The sequence below is a fragment of the Microcoleus sp. D3_18_C2 genome, from assembly GCF_036702395.1.
Lineage (GTDB): Bacteria > Cyanobacteriota > Cyanobacteriia > Cyanobacteriales > Microcoleaceae > Microcoleus.
Window position 1 is genome coordinate 1 of record NZ_JAUBTG010000050.1, and the last position, 18,136, is coordinate 18,136.

Annotated in this window: 12 protein-coding genes; 6 read left to right on the forward strand and 6 right to left on the reverse strand. The window is 44.4% G+C overall.

The features are described from left to right. Positions 1–91: 91 nt before the first annotated feature. From QUA88_RS23105 to QUA88_RS23120, 4 genes are all read left to right on the forward strand, one after another. Complete coding sequence (locus QUA88_RS23105; protein ID WP_333057313.1) at positions 92–1,591, forward strand: hypothetical protein; 1,500 nt, start codon at positions 92–94, stop codon at positions 1,589–1,591. Positions 1,592–2,051: 460 nt separating this feature from the next. Continuing rightward, positions 2,052–4,808, forward strand: coding sequence for an NHL repeat-containing protein (locus tag QUA88_RS23110; RefSeq protein WP_333274046.1), 2,757 nt, complete (start codon positions 2,052–2,054; stop codon positions 4,806–4,808). Between the two features lie 569 nt (positions 4,809–5,377). Next, the gene (locus QUA88_RS23115; protein ID WP_333274049.1) at positions 5,378–7,378 is read left to right on the forward strand and encodes a cation:proton antiporter domain-containing protein; all 2,001 of its coding nucleotides are present in this window, start codon (positions 5,378–5,380) and stop codon (positions 7,376–7,378) included. Positions 7,379–7,893: 515 nt separating this feature from the next. Beyond that, positions 7,894–9,552 (forward strand): alpha/beta hydrolase, encoded by a 1,659-nt coding sequence (locus QUA88_RS23120; RefSeq protein WP_333274052.1) that lies wholly within the window; start codon positions 7,894–7,896, stop codon positions 9,550–9,552. 994 nt (positions 9,553–10,546) lie between these two features. Here the strand turns inward: QUA88_RS23120 and ilvC are convergent. After that, positions 10,547–11,596, reverse strand: a complete 1,050-nt coding sequence (ilvC, locus tag QUA88_RS23125) for a ketol-acid reductoisomerase (protein WP_333057309.1) — start codon at positions 11,594–11,596, stop codon at positions 10,547–10,549. 318 nt (positions 11,597–11,914) lie between these two features. Between ilvC and gloA2 the strand changes: the two genes are divergently transcribed. After that, positions 11,915–12,301: an SMU1112c/YaeR family gloxylase I-like metalloprotein gene (gene gloA2, locus QUA88_RS23130; protein WP_333274055.1), complete on the forward strand. Its 387-nt coding sequence runs from the start codon at positions 11,915–11,917 to the stop codon at positions 12,299–12,301. Positions 12,302–12,640: 339 nt separating this feature from the next. Beyond that, complete coding sequence (locus QUA88_RS23135) at positions 12,641–12,835, forward strand: hypothetical protein (protein ID WP_333211094.1); 195 nt, start codon at positions 12,641–12,643, stop codon at positions 12,833–12,835. 6 nt (positions 12,836–12,841) lie between these two features. Here the strand turns inward: QUA88_RS23135 and QUA88_RS23140 are convergent, their stop codons facing one another. From QUA88_RS23140 to QUA88_RS23160, 5 genes are all read right to left on the reverse strand, one after another. Beyond that, the gene (locus tag QUA88_RS23140) at positions 12,842–13,084 is read right to left on the reverse strand and encodes a hypothetical protein (RefSeq protein ID WP_333274058.1); all 243 of its coding nucleotides are present in this window, start codon (positions 13,082–13,084) and stop codon (positions 12,842–12,844) included. A gap of 54 nt (positions 13,085–13,138) precedes the next feature. Next, the gene (locus tag QUA88_RS23145; protein WP_333057303.1) at positions 13,139–14,809 is read right to left on the reverse strand and encodes a dynamin family protein; all 1,671 of its coding nucleotides are present in this window, start codon (positions 14,807–14,809) and stop codon (positions 13,139–13,141) included. Between the two features lie 14 nt (positions 14,810–14,823). Further along, positions 14,824–16,899, reverse strand: coding sequence for a dynamin family protein (locus QUA88_RS23150; RefSeq protein WP_333057302.1), 2,076 nt, complete (start codon positions 16,897–16,899; stop codon positions 14,824–14,826). 33 nt (positions 16,900–16,932) lie between these two features. After that, the gene (locus tag QUA88_RS23155; RefSeq protein ID WP_333057300.1) at positions 16,933–17,265 is read right to left on the reverse strand and encodes a hypothetical protein; all 333 of its coding nucleotides are present in this window, start codon (positions 17,263–17,265) and stop codon (positions 16,933–16,935) included. Between the two features lie 314 nt (positions 17,266–17,579). Then, on the reverse strand, positions 17,580–18,101 hold the full coding sequence (locus tag QUA88_RS23160; protein WP_333057299.1) for a pentapeptide repeat-containing protein: 522 nt from the start codon (positions 18,099–18,101) through the stop codon (positions 17,580–17,582). Between the last annotated feature and the right edge of the window lie 35 nt (positions 18,102–18,136).

An 18,136-nucleotide genomic window follows, 5' to 3' on the forward strand; every position in this document is an offset into this window, starting at 1 on the left:
CAATCATGAGTTAGCTCTAGCCGATTAAAATTAAAACTTCTGATTATAACATATATCTTTTTTGCAAGAGGTCTATTGAGAGGTCGAATCAATGCCTTCCCTAACTTACATCAAAGGTCTTCCAACGCCAGCAAACGAACTAAATGCTTTAGGATTCACGGATTTTGAGATGTTCCTAGAGGCATTTGCGCCCATCTTTCGAGATGCCGCAATTGAAACAGTCAACCACCTAAAGAACGGCACTGAATTCAACAAATCAATGTGGAACACCCATTTGCAGAAGACCTATCAAATTAGCAAGCGTCATGCAAATGGTGTCATTGCCTATGCAAAAGGTAAAGTAGACGGCTCAAAAGAACATCAAGCTTTGCATATTAAAACATTGTTCGGGAAGGCGAAATCAATCAAAGCTTGGATTAAGAAGGCAGAGCGCAAGCTGAAACTTGCTCGAAAGTTCTACGCAAAAAAGAATTGGGAGAATTCAAAAACAGGTTGCAATTTCCCTCTGTCCTGTTCGTTGAACCATAAAGATACGAATTGGCAAAATTTGAAGTTTCAACTTCATGGAAAAAAACGCAAACTGTACCTGATTCAAGCCAAGATCGAATTCTTGAAACATAAACCCATTAAGGTGTCCGTCCCGCACGGTCAAGTTTTTATTGTTGGGGCCGCAGACGAAAGTTTTGGGAATCAGGTCGCACAGTGGGACGGTAAAACTATTAAATTCCGTGTCCCTGCCTGTCTAGAAACTCGGTTTGGGAAGTCCGTAGTTTCTGAAGTTGGCAACTTCGATCGCAACATTAACCGTTTACCTGAAACAGGCTCTAAGACCTGGCATCTCTTCAAAAAAGATGGCAAGTGGAATATTGCGGTACAGTTTACAGCTTCTGAGGTGAAGCGCCAATCCAAAGATCGTGCCTATGGCTGTATTGGAATTGACATGAATCCCGGTTCGATTGGTTGGAGCTATGTTGACACTGAAGGCAACCTGAAAGCTCATGGTAAAATTCCCCTAGAAATCGGACTCCCATCCGGTAAGCAGCAGGCTCAAATCGTTGATGCCTGTCTGTCTCTGGCTAACCTTGCAATTTGCTTTTCTTGCCCGGTCGTGTGCGAAGAACTTGATTTTGCGCACAAGAAAGAGTGCTTAGGTGAGCAAAGCAAGAAATACGCCAGAATGATGTCTTCATGGGCTTACAGCGAGTTTTTCAAACAACTGAACGCAATCTTATCAAACCGTGGCATTGAGCTAATTACGGTCAATCCTGCATACAGTTCAATTATTGGTTTAGTGAAGTACATGAAAATGTACGGACTAGCCAGTGATGAAGCGGCTGCATTGGTTATTGCCAGACGCGGAATGCGGCTGAGTGAAAGACTGCCATCAACCATAACCGCCTATGTTGAGGTGAACTCAGCAAAGCACGTATGGTCGATGTGGAACCAACTGAATAAACAGATCGAGCGTTCCGGTAAGGTTAATCGCAGACACGATTACTTTACCGTTTCTAACTGGAGTTTCCTAGCCAACCTCGAAAATGAGGAAGATTTATCACTAGGAAAGAACGCTTTCACTTACACCGTGGAGTGAGGTGCGGACAAATTATCTAGCATTGGGTAGTTTTGTCCACACATTTAGAAGCGGTATGCCAAATCAGGATTTGTGTGCGGGGAACTAGAAATCCGGTTTTTCGCATAAATTTCTATTGACTGTTGACCCCCTCGCATCCAGGATACCCGCCACGTGATTCATCCGTCCAGAAATAAAAAACCTCTATCCGATAAAGGAGCCCCCGAATTGATCCGTGGGGTCAATTCTAAAATCTAAAATCTAAAATCTAAAATCTAAAATCTAAAATCGATTGACTGTTTGACATTTGAACAATACCGATGCCACGGGAAACGAGAGGATTGAGAAAGGGGACAAATTTCAGGTTTAATTATGGCAAGGAAATATAAAATACTTCTTAAGATACTTGACATATTTGGAAAAAAGGCTATAATTTCTTCAAATTAATTCCCGATGGCGGGTGTATCTAAAAAAATAGCTTATGTTTAACACAGCAGGACGGTTTCCAGAAAATCCGATTCGGGGAAATGTTGCGGGTGTTTCAGCGGAAATACTAGACTTATTCAGTAAGTTCGATCGCTTAAATCAGATCGGGACAATTGCCGTAGGCGATACCAATATTTTATTTGATACCAGCTACGATTTGACTGAAAAACGCGATGGGGCGGCGGCTGCGACTGGTAGTGCGATCCTCTACGAGGGCTTCGCTAACGGCCTTTTTGGGCCATCCACCGACTTCGGTCTCCCATCGTCAGGAAGCGACAATCTTAAATTTGATAGTAGTCTAAAATCCCCGACCGCTACCTCCACTCAAGGTGAGATAGACGAACTGACAGGGATGGCTTTACCTGTTGGTGAACTCTCCCTATCCCAAACTTCTTCCCTATTTCCTGATGAAAACTGGGCTTTCAATTTTAAAAATTACACCATCGATCACCAAGGTTTAAACACCCTCAACCTTAAAGTTGGTTACGGGTTAAAACCGGGAATTACCCCAAACGAATATCCAGATTTTGTTCCCATTTACCAAAGTATTGATAATTTCCTAGTTAACTACCCGAACGAAACAGATTTCTGGGAAATTCTCAACAAAAATTTGACGGAAAAGGTGCTTACTGAAAATCCGGGACTGACAGATGTTACGATTCAACTGGAAGTTTTGCCAACGGAGGTATTGCCCTACGATCGCGCCAGTACAGTTTTCCGCAGTCAATCGGGCAAAATCACAGAAGATTGGAATTTTTCACTCAAAGACTACGCAATCAATCACCAAGGATTGAACAAGCTCAATCTCGATATAGATTACCAGTACAAACCGGAAATCGCTCCCAATGAATATCCCGATTTTGTGCCAATCTACAATAGCATTGATAACTTTTTAACCACATATCCGAACGAAACAGATTTTTGGGAAGTTGTCAATAAAAACTTGACTCAAAATATCCTCAACGAAAATCCTGCATTGGCGGCAATTAAGATAGACTTCAACGTTCTGCCAAGCCAAAGCTTGCCCTACAACCGCACCAGCAAAGTTACTCGCACTCAACCCAGCAATCCTCAAGGAACTTTCCTAGTTGGCAATAGCCGGGGAAATAATGTACTTCGGTTTGACGGCAATACCGGCAATTTTCTAGGCGAATTTATTCCACCGGGAAGCGGCGGTTTGTCCAATCCAGATACGATCGTTTTTGGGCCCGATGGCAATGGCGATGATCAGTCGGACATTTACGTTACTAGCGGCGACAAGCCCGGAAATTCGGGAGAACCGACAGCATCGGCGGTATTGCGGTATGACGGAATTACTGGCGCATTTATTGACAAGTTTGTCGCCGATAATCCGAACACGGCGGCCGATGAAACTGGCGGATTGTTTCGCCCTTACGGTTTAGCTTTTGGCCCTGACGGTAATTTTTATGTCAGCAGTTTTTTGAGTGACCAAATTCTGCGATATAACGGCCAAACAGGACAGTTTATTGATGTATTTGCTTCGGGAAATCAGCAAGCGGGAGGATTGAATGGCCCGAACGGTTTACTGTTTGCTCCTGACGGCAATTTGTACGTGACAACGCAGGGGAGTGTGGCGACCAACGGTCAACCAGATTTTAGCGCAGGTTTCCCCAGTCAGGTGCTGCGTTACAACCCGCAAACCGGGCAGTCAAGTATCTTTGCTTCGCCCGATCCTTCGCCTCGGAGTCAGGGATTTGCAAGTCTTTTGGGACTGGCAATCGGGCCCGCTGACGGCGACCTTTATGTCAGCGATTTTGCTAACGATATCAGGCGCTACAATTTAAGAAGTGGGGAATTGGTCAAGGTTTTATCTACGAATTATACTGATACTTCGCCCAGTAGCAATTATGTAGGTAGTTTGGCTTTTTCGCCGATCGGCAATTTGTTTGCAGTTGGCTTTGACAACCGCGCTAATGCTAACGGTGCCGGCGCTGTTTTGCGGTATAATGGCAAGACTGACGAACCGCTGCCAATATCGGGAAATCCTGGATCGAGTAACAGTTCTATTTTTGTCCCTCCCGACAGCAAGCTACAGCGTCCAATAGGAATTTCTTTCTTTCCGTCCGATGCTCAACTGACGGAGAAATGGAATTTTACATTGGCAAATTACCCCATTAATCATCAAGGGTTAAACAACCTGAATATTGATGTAAATTATAAGTACAAAGACGGGATTCAAAATTCTGAGTATCCTGATTTTGTGCCGATTTACAAGAGCATTGACAACCTTTTAGTTAACTACCCGAACGAAACAGATTTTTGGGAAATTGTCAACAAGAATCTGACCGAAAAAGTGCTTGCTGACAATCCGGCACTTTCGTCGGTGACGGTTAATTTGGATGTTTTACCGACGAACCGATTGCCTTACGAGCGCAGCAGTACCGTTACTCGCACTCAAGATGGTAAATTAGGCGAAGCATGGGATTTCAAAATTCCTAATTACTCGATCGATCACCAGGGTTTGAATAACCTCAATATGGATGTCAAATATCAGTACAAACCAGGAATTACGCAGGATGAGTATCCAGACTTTGTGCCGATTTACCAAAGCATCGACACTTTCTTGACTAATTATCCCAATGAAACGGATTTCTGGGAAATTCTTAATAAGAGTTTGACGCAAAAGCTGCTAGCCGAAAATCCGGCTTTGGATGCGTTGCAAATTAATCTGGAGGTTTTGCCGACTAACAGATTGCCTTACGAGCGAGCTAGCATTGTGTCGATCGCTTAGCCTATCATTGGAAATTAGATGGAAAAATCTTGACAAGAAATACATACTTAGCTACCGTAAGGGTAAGGTTAAGTACGTTGCGTAGAAACCAGGTTGTTTCGCGTCCAAGACAAACCCATTTAAATTGTCTGTTGTGCTGTGGTGAAAAACCCGGTTTTTAAAAGAAACCGGGTTTCTGAATTAGACCGAGTTTACCAAATTCCATTTTGGGATATATGTCTGTGTCCCGCTGCATTTGATACCTAAATAGTGGTGGACGCAAATAGGATAAAAAACCAGGTTTTGGCGTTAAAGTCGATCGCTGACAACCTGTTATTTTGACTCTTAACCTGGTTCTTGTGCTTCCAGGACTGAAAAATATAGTTTTTTTTATCGGAGTTCGTGCTGCGCCCAATTTCTAGTCATCCAACCCATATTTTACCAATAAACCCAGTTGCTCCCGCCCAGTCCTACTTATTACCAATTACGCTGTAAAATATTGAGAATACCTCTTTAGATTGATAGACATTTTGATTATTTCCTTTTAAATATGGTAGCAGTTCGCTGCCAATATGTAGGGTAAAAAATTTATGTTAACTTCCGGGCCAATTACCGCCCCCGTTCCCGTTTTCCTGGTTCTTTTAGCAATCATGCTACTCGCGCCGCTGGTATTTGAGCGCTTGCGACTACCGGGAATAGTGGGTTTAATTATTGCTGGCGTAATTGTCGGGCCCAACGGTCTCAATTTGCTGCAACGAGACGCTACTATTGTTTTGCTAGGTACTGTAGGATTGCTGTTTTTGATGTTCCTAGCGGGACTGGAAACTAGCCTTGACGATCTCAAACTGAATGCGGACAAAGCTGTCATATTTGGGCTAGCTACTTTTGCGCTACCGATGATATTGGGGACAGGGGCGATGCTGCTGTTGGGATATAGCTGGCTGGCTGCAATTTTAGTCGCTTCTTGTTTTGCTACGCACACACTTTTAGCGCTGCCAATTCTCACCAAATTGGGATTGATGCGAACTCAGACTATTACTACGACTTTGGGCGGGACTTTAATTACCAATGTGTTGGGACTGTTGGTGCTGGCTATTGTTGTTAAAGCTTACAAAGGAAATCTCACTCTCGAATTTTGGCTGTTTCTCATTCCATCTCTTGCTATCTACACTTTTGCTACTTTGTGGGGCGTTCCCAAAATCGGTCGCTGGTTTTTCAAGAAATTCGGACACGACGAAAATGCCGAATTTATATTTGTATTAGCAACCCTATTTCTAGTTTCTTACGCAGCAGAACTAATTGAAATTGAGGCAATTATTGGTGCATTTTTATCGGGGATTGCCATTACTCAAATTATTCCCAAAATGAGTCCCCTGATGAATCGGATTGAGTTTATTGGCAATACGCTGTTTGTGCCGTTTTTTCTGATTTCTGTGGGGATGTTAATTGACCCGCTAATTTTGGTAAAGCAGCCGCAGTCTTTGTTGGTGGCGGCGGTGATGATTTTAGCAGAGGTGGTGAGCAAGTTTTTGGCAGCTTGGCTACCGGGGAAATTATTTGGCTTTGAGTTTCCGAACATTATGGTAATGTTCGGCCTTTCTGTTGCTCAAGCTGCTTCTACTTTGGCGGCGATTACGGTTGCTTTTGAGATTAAATTGGTCGATCGCGTAACGGTGAACGGCATCATTGCCATGATTTTAGTAACTTGTGTCGCTTCTCCTTGGATTGTATCTCGGTGGGGTCAAGAAATGCAGCCGCCGGGGTCGAGTTTGCCGGTTCCTACTGCGGGAAAGCATTCATGGGGAGAGCGAGTTTTAGTGCCTGTTGCTAATCCGAATACGGAAGATAATTTGCTGCGTTTGGCTTTGATTTTAGCAAAAACATCTCAGGGAACTTTGTTGCCGCTGCATATTTTGTCCGATCGCGGGGAAGCAATTTCGCCCGCAGAGAAAATGCAGCAAACTCAACTTTTGACTGCTGCGGAAACTGTCGCCCATGCGGCTGCTTGTGCGGTTGAACCGATCGCGAGGATAGATGATGCGATCGATCGCGGAATTCTGCGGAGTGCAACCGAACGCGAGGCTAGTTTAATAGTTTGCGGTTGGAAGGGATTTTCCACGACTCGCGACAATTTTTTTGGCAGCATCATTGATACTGTGATCGGGCGATCGCCCGTACCCGTACTGATTGCTCGATTTCCCGATCCTCTCCAGAATACAGCCAGAGTTCTTTTGGCCGTAACTGACAGCGAGTTGACTCGGTTTGGATTTCAGGAAACCGTGGATATTGCTAAGAGTTTAGCCGACGAACTCAAGGCGACTTTGCAAGTGTTGTTGGTGGCGACAAAACGGGAACCAAGCAACAAAAGTGGGGCGGAGGTGGAAATTCTTTCTGAGATACCAGTAAATCGGGTGCGAGGAAATTTTATCAAGCTAGTTTCGCAGAATTTGTTAGAACACGATTTGCTGATTTTAACCACAATTTCTCACCAGAATTTGTGGGAAAAACCGGGCACTCTCAAAGAACCGGAAGCGATCGCCCGGGTTCACGCAGATATCTCGATGCTTGTTGTTTATTTTCCTGTATCTTGAGGAATATTTTGGGAGCATCTCAATGAAAGCAGGCAAGCTAGAAATTGGAGTTAGGAGTCAGGAGTAAGGAGTCAGGAGAAAAGAGTCAGAAGGAAGAAGTCAGGAGCCAGAAGAAGTGTTTTTACAAATATGAGATGCTCCCAATATTTTAACCGCAGATGATGTTATGAATCTGCATTGATCTGCTGTTAAGATTTAATCCTACTCCATCCGATGCAACCGTCCATGAGATAACTAACTTCCGAAGTTTGTACTTTTCGGGCTGCAGGTTAATATCAAATCCGTGGGTACCGACACTATTCCTATCTCTCTTCTCTTCCTCTGCGCCCTCTGCGCCCTCTGCGGTTTAATCATTCAAAAAGAACCCGCCTAAAGCCCGGACGATCGCACTTTTCCAAACTAATTTCGATCGCACTCCGATGGAGACAATTTCTCGGCATCTAGGACAATTTCTCGGTATCTGGGAGAATTTTGAGAATATGGTGATATATCTCCTCTAGTTCAATAACGTAAAAATGAGCATCAGACCAAATTTCAGATGGTTTTCTTCGGTGGCGAGTGTTTTGGGTTCGATTTCGATTAATCCTTTCAGCGGCACGACATCCCCTGTAAAAGCTGCAGAAACGGTTGTTATCCGCAAAGGTATTTTAGAATCGTCAATATCGGTTGCGGATTTGCGCGAACTCGCAGAAACAGGAAAAGTCCCCGCCAAACTGCAAGCTTATGCCAATCTCTTGTCTGACGAACAGCGGAGTAAAATTTTTCGGGCGCTGCAAGCGAAAATTCCCCTCAATGTAGTCGGCCTGAGCAACTTGCTAAATACGGGCATTGGCACTGGCATCCTGACGGATTTGACTACTGTCATACCCAGGCGCGACGGTGGGGGTGTGGAAGCGCTGCGAGCCGCTCTGGTGCAGGGAGCAAAAGCGCCGGAAGGCTTATCTATATTGAGTTTCATTGAATCTTATCCGAGCTCGCGGGTCGTGGTGGATCTAGATCGAGCTTTCGCTGTTTTGGGAAATATGAACGTAAGTTTTTGGCAAACTCAGCGCTTTATGGCGGCGATCGCACCTCAGTTAGCACCAGTTAAACCCGCGTTTAAGCTGCCTTTCGATCCAACCCAGCCGGGCCCTAATGTCGTGCAGGTACGGGCGCTAGATTTGAACGATAGCGCCCGCAATCGGCGTATTCCAGTTGATGTGTACTGGTCAAGAGCTGCGACAGCCGACAAACCGACGATCGTCTTTTCTCACGGTTTGGGTTCCGTCCGCACGGATTTGCGCTACTTAGCCGAGCATTTGGCGTCTCACGGCTATGTGGTAGCAGCTTTAGAACATCCCGGCAGTAACGAGACGAATACCAATGCTGCGATGGCGGGGAAGTGTCCGTTGCTAGCTCCTCAAGAGTTTTTAGACCGTCCCAAAGACATCAGTTTTGTACTCGACGAACTGACAAAATTGAACCAAACTGATGATAACTTGCAGGGGAAAATTGCGATCGACCCAGCGGTGATCGTTGGCTATTCCTTCGGCGGCGCTACAGCCTTGTCCGTGGCCGGCGCCGAACTGCAATTGAGCGGACTCAAACAAAGGTGTCAGGGGGATTTGATTGGGTTCAGCTTAGGCGAAGGCATTCAGTGCGCGGCGGCCGGATTGCCCGAAGAACGGTATCAATTGCGGGATGGGAGGATTAAAAGGGCGATCGCCATGAATCCGATCGCATCATTATTATTTGGAGAAACGGGCTTAAGTAAAATTAAGATTCCCACATTAATAGTAGCATCTTCTGCCGACAAAACCACTCCTGCCTTAGCCGAACAAATTGCTGGCTTTCCGAAAATTCCATCTCCTAAATGGCTAGTTGGTTTTGTAGGAGGAACGCACTTAAGCGTCAAAGATCCGAGTACAACTTTAAACCAAGTTCGCAGGCCGAGCACAGTAATTACTGGGGATGAAGTTGTCGGCGACCAAGCTGTTAGCATACGCAATTATATTAAAGCTGTAAGTTTGGCTACCGCCGCGCAACTAACTGCTGAAGCTGATAAATATGCAGTCTTTCTAACACCAGAATACGCGCAATTTGCCTCCACATCGGCAATCCCGGTGCGGCTAGTAACAGAAATTTCCCCGGAAATTAATACCGTCGTGCAAACTTTTATTCAAAGGAATAAGTAGTTATTAGTCATTAGTCATTAGTCATATCATGTCCGGTCAATTAACCATGATTCCTGTAGGGGCGGGTTCGCCAAGATATTGAATAGAAACGGGAAAATCTGTAAACCCGACCCGACCTTTAATCGCCGTAAATCGATGGGACATAATATCATTAGTCATTAATCATTAGTCATTAGTCATCAGCTAATAACTAATGATAAAAACTTGTAGTAATATCAAATAAGGTGACATCGAAATTATACTTGAGTGCGAGCGGGACGATCGCTCCTGAGAGCGCGGAGCCACACGGGAAACTCCCACTGCACTGGGAAAATTATGATTCCGATGTCAGCGGAAACGAGATTACGACTAGCAGCCTTTCCTTTTGTATGCGCGGTAGCTTAGCCCCCAGGGTGGATTTTCTTCTTAAGCTGTTTCTGATATTTTTTGTCCGTGCAAGGGCAAAATATAAGCAACCGCTTTCACAAACTCTACTCCCCAACTGCGATGCCTAAAAAAAATCTTATCCCGCTATTGCTTCTGTTGGCAGCCCTGTTTACCCTTTACGGTGACACTTTAACTTTTCTCCCCAAACCTGTAAGAGATACTAGCGTGGCCAGTCGAAAGTTCTTCGTCGGGTTGTGGCCAGATTGGTTGAGGCCGAGAGATTTCAACGAGAAAAGGCAACAGGATATTGAGAAATTGCAAAAAACTCCTAGCCCGAGTCGATAGTTTTGAGCTACCAGCGAGAAACCCTGTTTCTTTAACAATACCTAGCCATTTTCTTGTAGGTTGGGTTAAGCGAAGCACAACCAAACAGTACGATTTTAGATTTTGGATTTTAGATTTTAGATTTTTTATCCCATCTCTAATCTGTAATCGATTAAACTTGAGATTTGAGATTTTCCCAGCAGTAAGGTGTGCAATGCACACCCTACAGATAGAGGTTATGCGTCCAGGACTATTTTAGATCGATCCTCCCATCTAAAATCTAAAATCTAAAATCTAAAATTGATTAAGCGTGCTTTTTCAACCAGCTAAACATAGCTCGCAAATCTTTACCAACTTCTTCAATAGGATGTTCTGCTTCCTGACGGCGCATGGAGGTAAAACCTGGCTTGCCGGCTTGGTTTTCCAGAACGAATTCGCGGGCAAATTGGCCGGATTGAATTTCGCTGAGAATCTTACGCATTTCGGCGCGGGTTTGATCCGTGACGATGCGGGGGCCGCGAGTTAAATCGCCGTATTCTGCGGTATTGGAGATGCTGTCGCGCATTTTGGCGAGGCCTCCTTCTACTACTAAGTCAACGATAAGTTTAACTTCGTGCAAACATTCAAAATAAGCTAATTCCGGTTGGTATCCGGCGTCAACTAAAGTTTCAAATCCAGCTTTAATTAAGGCGCTCAAACCGCCGCACAAAACTACTTGTTCGCCAAAAAGATCCGTTTCTGTTTCTTCGCGGAAAGTGGTTTCCAGGATGCCGGCTCTGGTGCCGCCGATACCTTTAGCATAGGCCATTGCCCGATCGCGCGCTTGACCGGAAGCATCTTGATATACTGCAAACAAACTCGGAACACCTTCCCCTTGTTCGTAAGTCCGTCGCACCAAGTGTCCGGGGCCTTTGGGGGCAACCATTACTACGTCTACATTGGCAGGGGGAACAACTTGGCCGAAGTGAATGTTAAAACCGTGAGCAAATGCTAAAACATTTCCTTCAGAAAGGTTGGGTTCGATTTGTTCTTTGTAAATAGTTTTTTGAACTTCATCGGGCAATAAAATCATGATGAAGTCAGCAGCGGCTGCTGCTTTGTCTACCGGGTGAACTGTTAAACCCGCGTCGGTTGCTTTGGCGGCAGATTTGCTACCGGGATACAAACCGACAACGACATTCATGCCACTGTCTTTGAGGTTAAGCGCGTGGGCGTGTCCTTGGGAACCGTAGCCGATGATAGCAATCGTTTTGTTGGCTAAGAGGTCTAGGTTCGCGTCGGTGTCGTAATACATACGGGCCATAATCCTTGTCTCCTGAGATGCAAATTGGGTGATTGACTGCAAAACTCTCATTTTATCAAAGTAGGGTACTTTTTTTACAGAATTTTTTTTATTAAGATTTGAGCGGGGGAAAACAAAGGGATCTCGCCCTGAATTTAGCAGCGTTGGTGGCGGAGTCTGCGATCGTCAAATATAATTGTCAATAGCGTGCTGTGCATTTGGAAAAATCTCACATCTGGCAACATTCTCGCTTAACAGGCTTTTCGGCCTGTTTCACAAGAAAATTCACTCTTTGTGGAACAGGCCGAAAAGCCTGTTCATAAAAAGCTTATTGAGAATGGTGCAACAGTGCAACATCTCAGAAAAACGCAACTAACTAACTTTTGTAATATGAAAATAAAGGCTATACATCATGTGGCGATTATTTGCTCTAATTACGCAGTGTCGAAGAAATTTTATGTAGAAATATTAGGATGTTCCATTATCAAAGAAACTTTCCGAACCGAGAGGAATTCTTACAAACTAGATTTGCGAGTCGGAAACGGGGACACCATCGAGCTTTTCTCATTTACCAATCCTCCTGAAAGAATTAACAATCCTGAAGCTTGCGGTTTGAGACATTTAGCTTTTGCAGTTGAAGACATAGAATCATCAGTTGCTTACTTAAAATCCCAAGAAGTAGAAGTAGAAGAAATTCGCCTTGACGAAATTACCGAAAAACGGTTTACATTTTTCCGAGATCCCGACAACTTACCCTTAGAAATTTATGAAATTTAAGGAGGTTACCGAGTTTGTAAAGTCGCTCTTAAGTCAATAAGCTGTCACGCATTTAAATTGCATATTCAGGGCGGGATCTTAGGCCCAACCCCTACTCCCCACAAGACGGCGAATTGTTTGTTGACATTCTATTTAAATGCACAACAGCTTAGGTGGGGTGTGCATTGCCCTAAAAACTGCATGATTCATTCTAAATCTAAAATCTAAAATTTAAAATCTAAAATTGTATAATGGACTATCTCATCAGAAACACCACGCTCGGATTGCCTGCTTTCATGCTATTTATAGCCATAGTAGCTACAGGTAAAACAGGTAATGTGGTCGCCATTCTACAAAAATATGGTAAAAACCGCAAAACTGCGAAATGCGCGATCGGGCTTTGGCATTTTACCGACTTGGCCGACTTTTATGCCGCTGGCTTATATTCCGATCGATCACTTTCTAGTGAGCAAAGAAATTGGTGTTTCAAAGATTCGTACTGGCCGAAATGTCGGTTCGGATCATTTGCCGTTAATTACAGATTTGGTCATTTGAAGGAAGTTAAAGCAGTGACTGATTAGAAATTGGATCTTTCATTATTTTTAGGAACGGGCAAGATGCCCGTTCCACAATAAAACTGAATTTTTGTGGAACAGGCATCTTGCCTGTTCTTCCCACAATAAAACTGAATTTGTGTGGCACAGGCATCTTGCCTGTTCTTCCGACAATAAAACTGAATTGTTGTGGAACAGGCATCTTGCCTGTTCTTCCCACAATAAAACTGAATTGTTGTGGAACAGGCATCTTGCCTGTTCTTGAGGATTTGACAGAGCCATCAAAGTAATATAAAATCTCAAATCATATAACTTTTATTCTCTCCAATTGTGCTTCTAAGTTCTCGATTAAATTATTTACTAACTGTAACTGGTACTGTTGAACATTCATATTTAATGGCTCTTTGCTGTCTTGAAAACAGATAACTTTTCCGGCGATTTCCTTATAGTGTTGCAGCATGGAAAAAGTATCGGTACTGAAGCGAGCGAGATAGTTTTTAGCAGCCTCGCTGCAAATTTCCGTTACTTGATTTAGATAAGCTTCTGGCGATTCAGGCGGCTTTTCATACCCAGTTCTTTTATTCAAAATATAGCTAGCACCGCCGACTACTGCGGCTCCCACGGGCCCGCCCAATAGCCAACCTAAGCCTGTGGCGATCGCCACAGGAGTCACTTCACTGTCGATCGACTTTTGAGCTGGAGGTGGTGGCGGTTCCGGTAAGCTAACTTGCGGGGATGGAGGAAAGGAAATCAAAAGTGCGATCGGCTGTTCTTTATCAAAGAACTCGCAAGCTTTATTTACCCATTCTGCGATGGTTTGCTGCTGCTTCAACACCTCTCGCTCAAATTTTAGCTTCCAGGCATCAAAACTCCCTTCCTGGAGCGACAGCGCCATTTCCGATTGATACCGCTGCAAAAGTGTGGGCTGGTAAAGCCAAATCTCGAAATCGGAAACGCTGGCTTGAAAGCCTTTTGATATCAGTTTTTCAGCTTTTTGTTTAATTTCAATTTTGTCTTTGTGCTTCTTTTGAGCAGCGGCTATTTCTGCGGTGACAGTTTCAGCTTTGGCTCGAAGAGATTGGCAAATTTTAGTAGCTATAGCTTCAATTCTGGGCAACTTAACTGCTAGTTGTTCCTGTCGATCTGCCACAATACTCTGCAAAGCCGATTCAAAGCTGGCAATTCCTGTAGTTTGGGCGGCCGCCACATCTCCTTTCAGCCTCGCCCTCAAAGCCGGCAAAGCATCGACGCGGTAGATATTGCTGATATTGTTCGGCAAGTTCGAGCGAAAACTTTCGGCAACAAACAACAAGCGATTGTAAACTTGTTTTTGGTCGTCTGGTTCGAGTAGATTGAGAAAATTGGCAACAAACACGACTGTGTTGATGTTGCGATCGCTCAACCAATCTCTCAAGTTCTCCCGTTCGCCTAAAGTCATCAATTTGCGAGCATCTAAAACCTGCACAACCAAATCAGCCGTTAGCAATTTATCCCGAACCAAATTATCCTGTTCTTCGCGATCGTTGGTTCCCGGCAAATCCAGCAATTCCACACCGGTTTGCAGGAATGGATGGGGACAGTAAACATTCACGGCTGCCACATCATCCCGCATTTGTCTCGCGTCGTCAAGGATGGCGTAGCGTTTCAAAACATCAGTCCCCGGTTCGCTAATTTCCGTGCCGTCTTTGAGGGTAATTTTTGCGCGCAATTCCTCGCCGTAGTTGACATAAATGGCAGCACCTGTAGTGGGCACAAGGTCGATCGGCAAAGCACGATTTCCAAGCATTGCATTGAGCAAAGTTGACTTGCCGTAGTTAAACGGGCCAAAGACAGCTATTTGAAAAGTTGGTTTGGCGAGATACTCGCAGATTGAGGTTGTATCTAGATAAAGTTGGGAGTTTTTGTCGAGTTCGAGAATACCGAGTGCTGATTTGAGATTGTCGGTGAGGTATTGATAAATTTCGGGTTGTTGCATATTGTTGTTTTATTTCAAGCGGATGCTAGGAAAGCTTGATATAGCGATTCGATACTCTGCGACTCCGCAGAAACATCAGCCTCCAATTTTTTCAACCGCTGTGATTCAGCCTGACAATTAATCTCGCGAGATTCCTTTTGTTCCAGCAAATTATCTAACTCTGATTTCCGAGAATTGATATCACCATTCATGCGATCGCCCACTTCCCGCCCGTAAACATCAAAACACTCTTTTACAGCATCGTGAATCGGCTGCCACTGCTCTTGAGCCACCTGCGGCAGATATTTAACTAGCTCTTTTTTCGCCGCTTTCACCAACTGTTTATGAGCTCCGTCTGCTTGCAAAACCCCAACACCCATCCCCAATAAAGCCAAGTACAGCGGCCCCAAAACAATCCCCGTCAAACTAGCAAGAATCGTACTGACGCTCAACACAGTAATTAAGTTTAGCAGGATATTTTTCCAATCAAAACCTGCTCCTGCCATTGCTACGCCTGCCAGATTCCCGGTCGTTAACGAGAACAATCCCATCGCCCATTTTGCCCAACTGGGCGAGTTATCTTCGTTCGAGTTGCTGACTGCTGCTGGTATTTTTTGTCCCGTTAGTTTTTCGGTGATTTTTTCAGTCACTTTCGTGTAAGATGCTCCGTAATTTGCGGCACTTTTCGAGAGTTGCGAAAATGCTGAATTCATCTCTTGTTCAGCAGTTAGAGTCCAAGCTGCTAGTTTGTCATTGATGTACTGCTCGAATGCTCGTTTGAGCGATGCTTCAAAGGCTTCTCGCTTGCCTTGGCTGAAGAAATCCAGAAATCTCAGTTCAGGTTGATACCGTAAGAAATCTGTTTCAAAGGTATTTTCTAAGTTGAGAACGTAGGTGCGGAAAGAATCTGCGATCGCCCGCGATTTACTATCTCTAACTTCGATAATTTCTTGTTGAAACTCATCGCGAATGTGAGTCAGCTTCTTAAACTCCGGCTCAACTGAATTAATCTTTTCCTTCAACTCATTGACATCGCGATCGAGTAATGGTAATCTGCGCCCAACAGTTTCGCGGACACGAGCAGAAATTTGACGCGCCAAAGTCCTCGCCGGACGCAATTCCGAAATCGCTCTTTCCTGGGTCAAAAACGTATTTAGTGCCGCCATAAACTCTGGAAAACCAGTTCCTGTCAAATCCGCATCCGGGTTTTTCATCCGCAATCTGAGCGCCTTAATTGAGGTAATTGCAAACACTCGCTCGTCGTAAATGTCGTGGCCTTCTGTTAAACAATATTCAGCCAAATTAGCTTGAAAAACCCGCCGCAGTTTCCCTTCTGCTTCTGCCAATTCTTCAGGATCATCCGGGTCAATCAAACTTTCCCGCACCTGATCCCAAGCATTTATCAGGAAGAAAATGCTCAATCCGCGATTTTTGATGTAATTTTCTAGATAGCGTCTTTCGCCCATTGTGCAAGGCTGAGTGGCTCTAAGTACAAATAAAATAGCGTGGCAGTTGTTGATGTAACCGAGAGATAATTCATTCCGGGCTTCTGTATCGTTCAGTCCGGGACTGTCTACTATTTCTATGCCTTTTTCTAGCAAAGGTAAGGGATATTCTACTACGGCGCAATCGATATCGGGAAATGCTGGTTTCTTTTCTTCTTCTAGGCGTTTTGCCTCAGCGGGGTCAATTGTGTAGTTCTGTTTAAAGCTTTTAAAATCTAGCTGTTTTGGGCTTTTGCCGTCATTGAAATAAACTGTTACTTTTTTTTCTGAACCATATCGCAAAATCGTCAGCAAAGCTGTACAGGGGTTTACGTCGCTGGGCAGTAAGTTTTCGCCGATTAACGCATTGAGAAAAGTGCTTTTACCGCGTTTCATGTCGCCTAGCACTAGCAGCCGAAAGACTCCTTGGCGCAAGTTTTTACTGGCGATATCAATGTCGGCGTTGTCTGTTTCTAAACCGAGTTTTCCCGATGCTTCTCCTCCTGCTAATTCTGATTGGTTGATGGCTGTGGCGATGTTGCTGAGGCGAGTGGCAATTTCTCGGCGGACGGCGGCTACTCGCTCTAAATCGTTGAGAAAGTTGCTAGTTTCTACTTTAAGGTTCATGGGTATTTCCTGATAGTTTCCTGCTTGACATTCTCAAATTTTGTCTTCTTCAATAAACATTTTGTAAGCTATGAAAGCAATGCCTCCCACTATCAGCGCGGCTGCCAGCCAAGATGCTATGCGAACTGCAACGATAACAGCAATGACAATGCCTGTAAATTGAGCGGCTGCTATAATTTTTCTGCGCCACTGTTTGAGTTTGCCGTTAACTTGGCTGTCGGGTTCTTGGTACTTGCTTGTTAGATGTTCGGGCACTGAACGGTCAATTTCGGCTTCTAGTTCGCGGAGCCTAATTTCTTGTTCGCGCTTCCGCAGTTCTTGTTCTTTGCGCCGGAGTTCTCTGGATTTGTTGTCTGGAGAATTCATAAATTTTAGCCTGTTTTTCGCTGAAAAAATGTGTTATTTATTGTCAATGTTGCGGAGCGATAAGTTCTCTACGACTGTAACTCACCTTTTCCGGCGTGTCGAGAAATGTTAAGAAATTTTAAAAAGGGCGATTCCCTACGGGATAGCTACGCTGTCGCGCATTTAAATTGTATATTCAGGGCGGGCTTTTAGGCCCACCCCACCCCACAAGACGGGGAATTGTTTTTTAACAGACAATTTAAATGTAGAACAGCTTACGCTTCACGACTAATTAAGCCGATCGCCCTACGCCCTAGATTAGCCGCTGCCAATCATCAATAGCCTTCGGGGCCGATAGTAGTGCGATCGCACTCGGCTTCCGACAAATCAACCAAGCGCGATCGAAATAAGTTGCATCCCGCTAATTGAGCTTTGGTTAACTTTGCTTTCTCCAAATTAGCACGGCTCAAATCCGCATATCTCAAATCGGCATTCGTCAAATCTGCATTGTACAAATCCGCACCTTGCAAATTGGCTTTCTGCAAATTAGCACCTTGCAAATTGGCGTGACGCAAATTTGCTCTTGATAAGTTTGCTCTTGATAAAGTTGCTTCCGACAAGTTAGCTTGATAAAGTTGAATATCGCCCAATTCAGCATCTTGCAAATCAGTTTTATAAAGATTGGCTTGAGTCAAATTTCCGTAGGGCAAATAAGCTCGCCTCAGAACGCTACCAGAAAGATTTATTTCTGTCAAATCTGCTTGAAACAAGTTATCTTCACTTAAGTCAACTGCGTTAAAGTTTCGCTGGCCCTCAGCATACTGAGCGAGCAATTCCTCAGCGCTTAGCTTTTGCATTTTCACCCCTCATGACGACAGCTACTGCAGCCAAT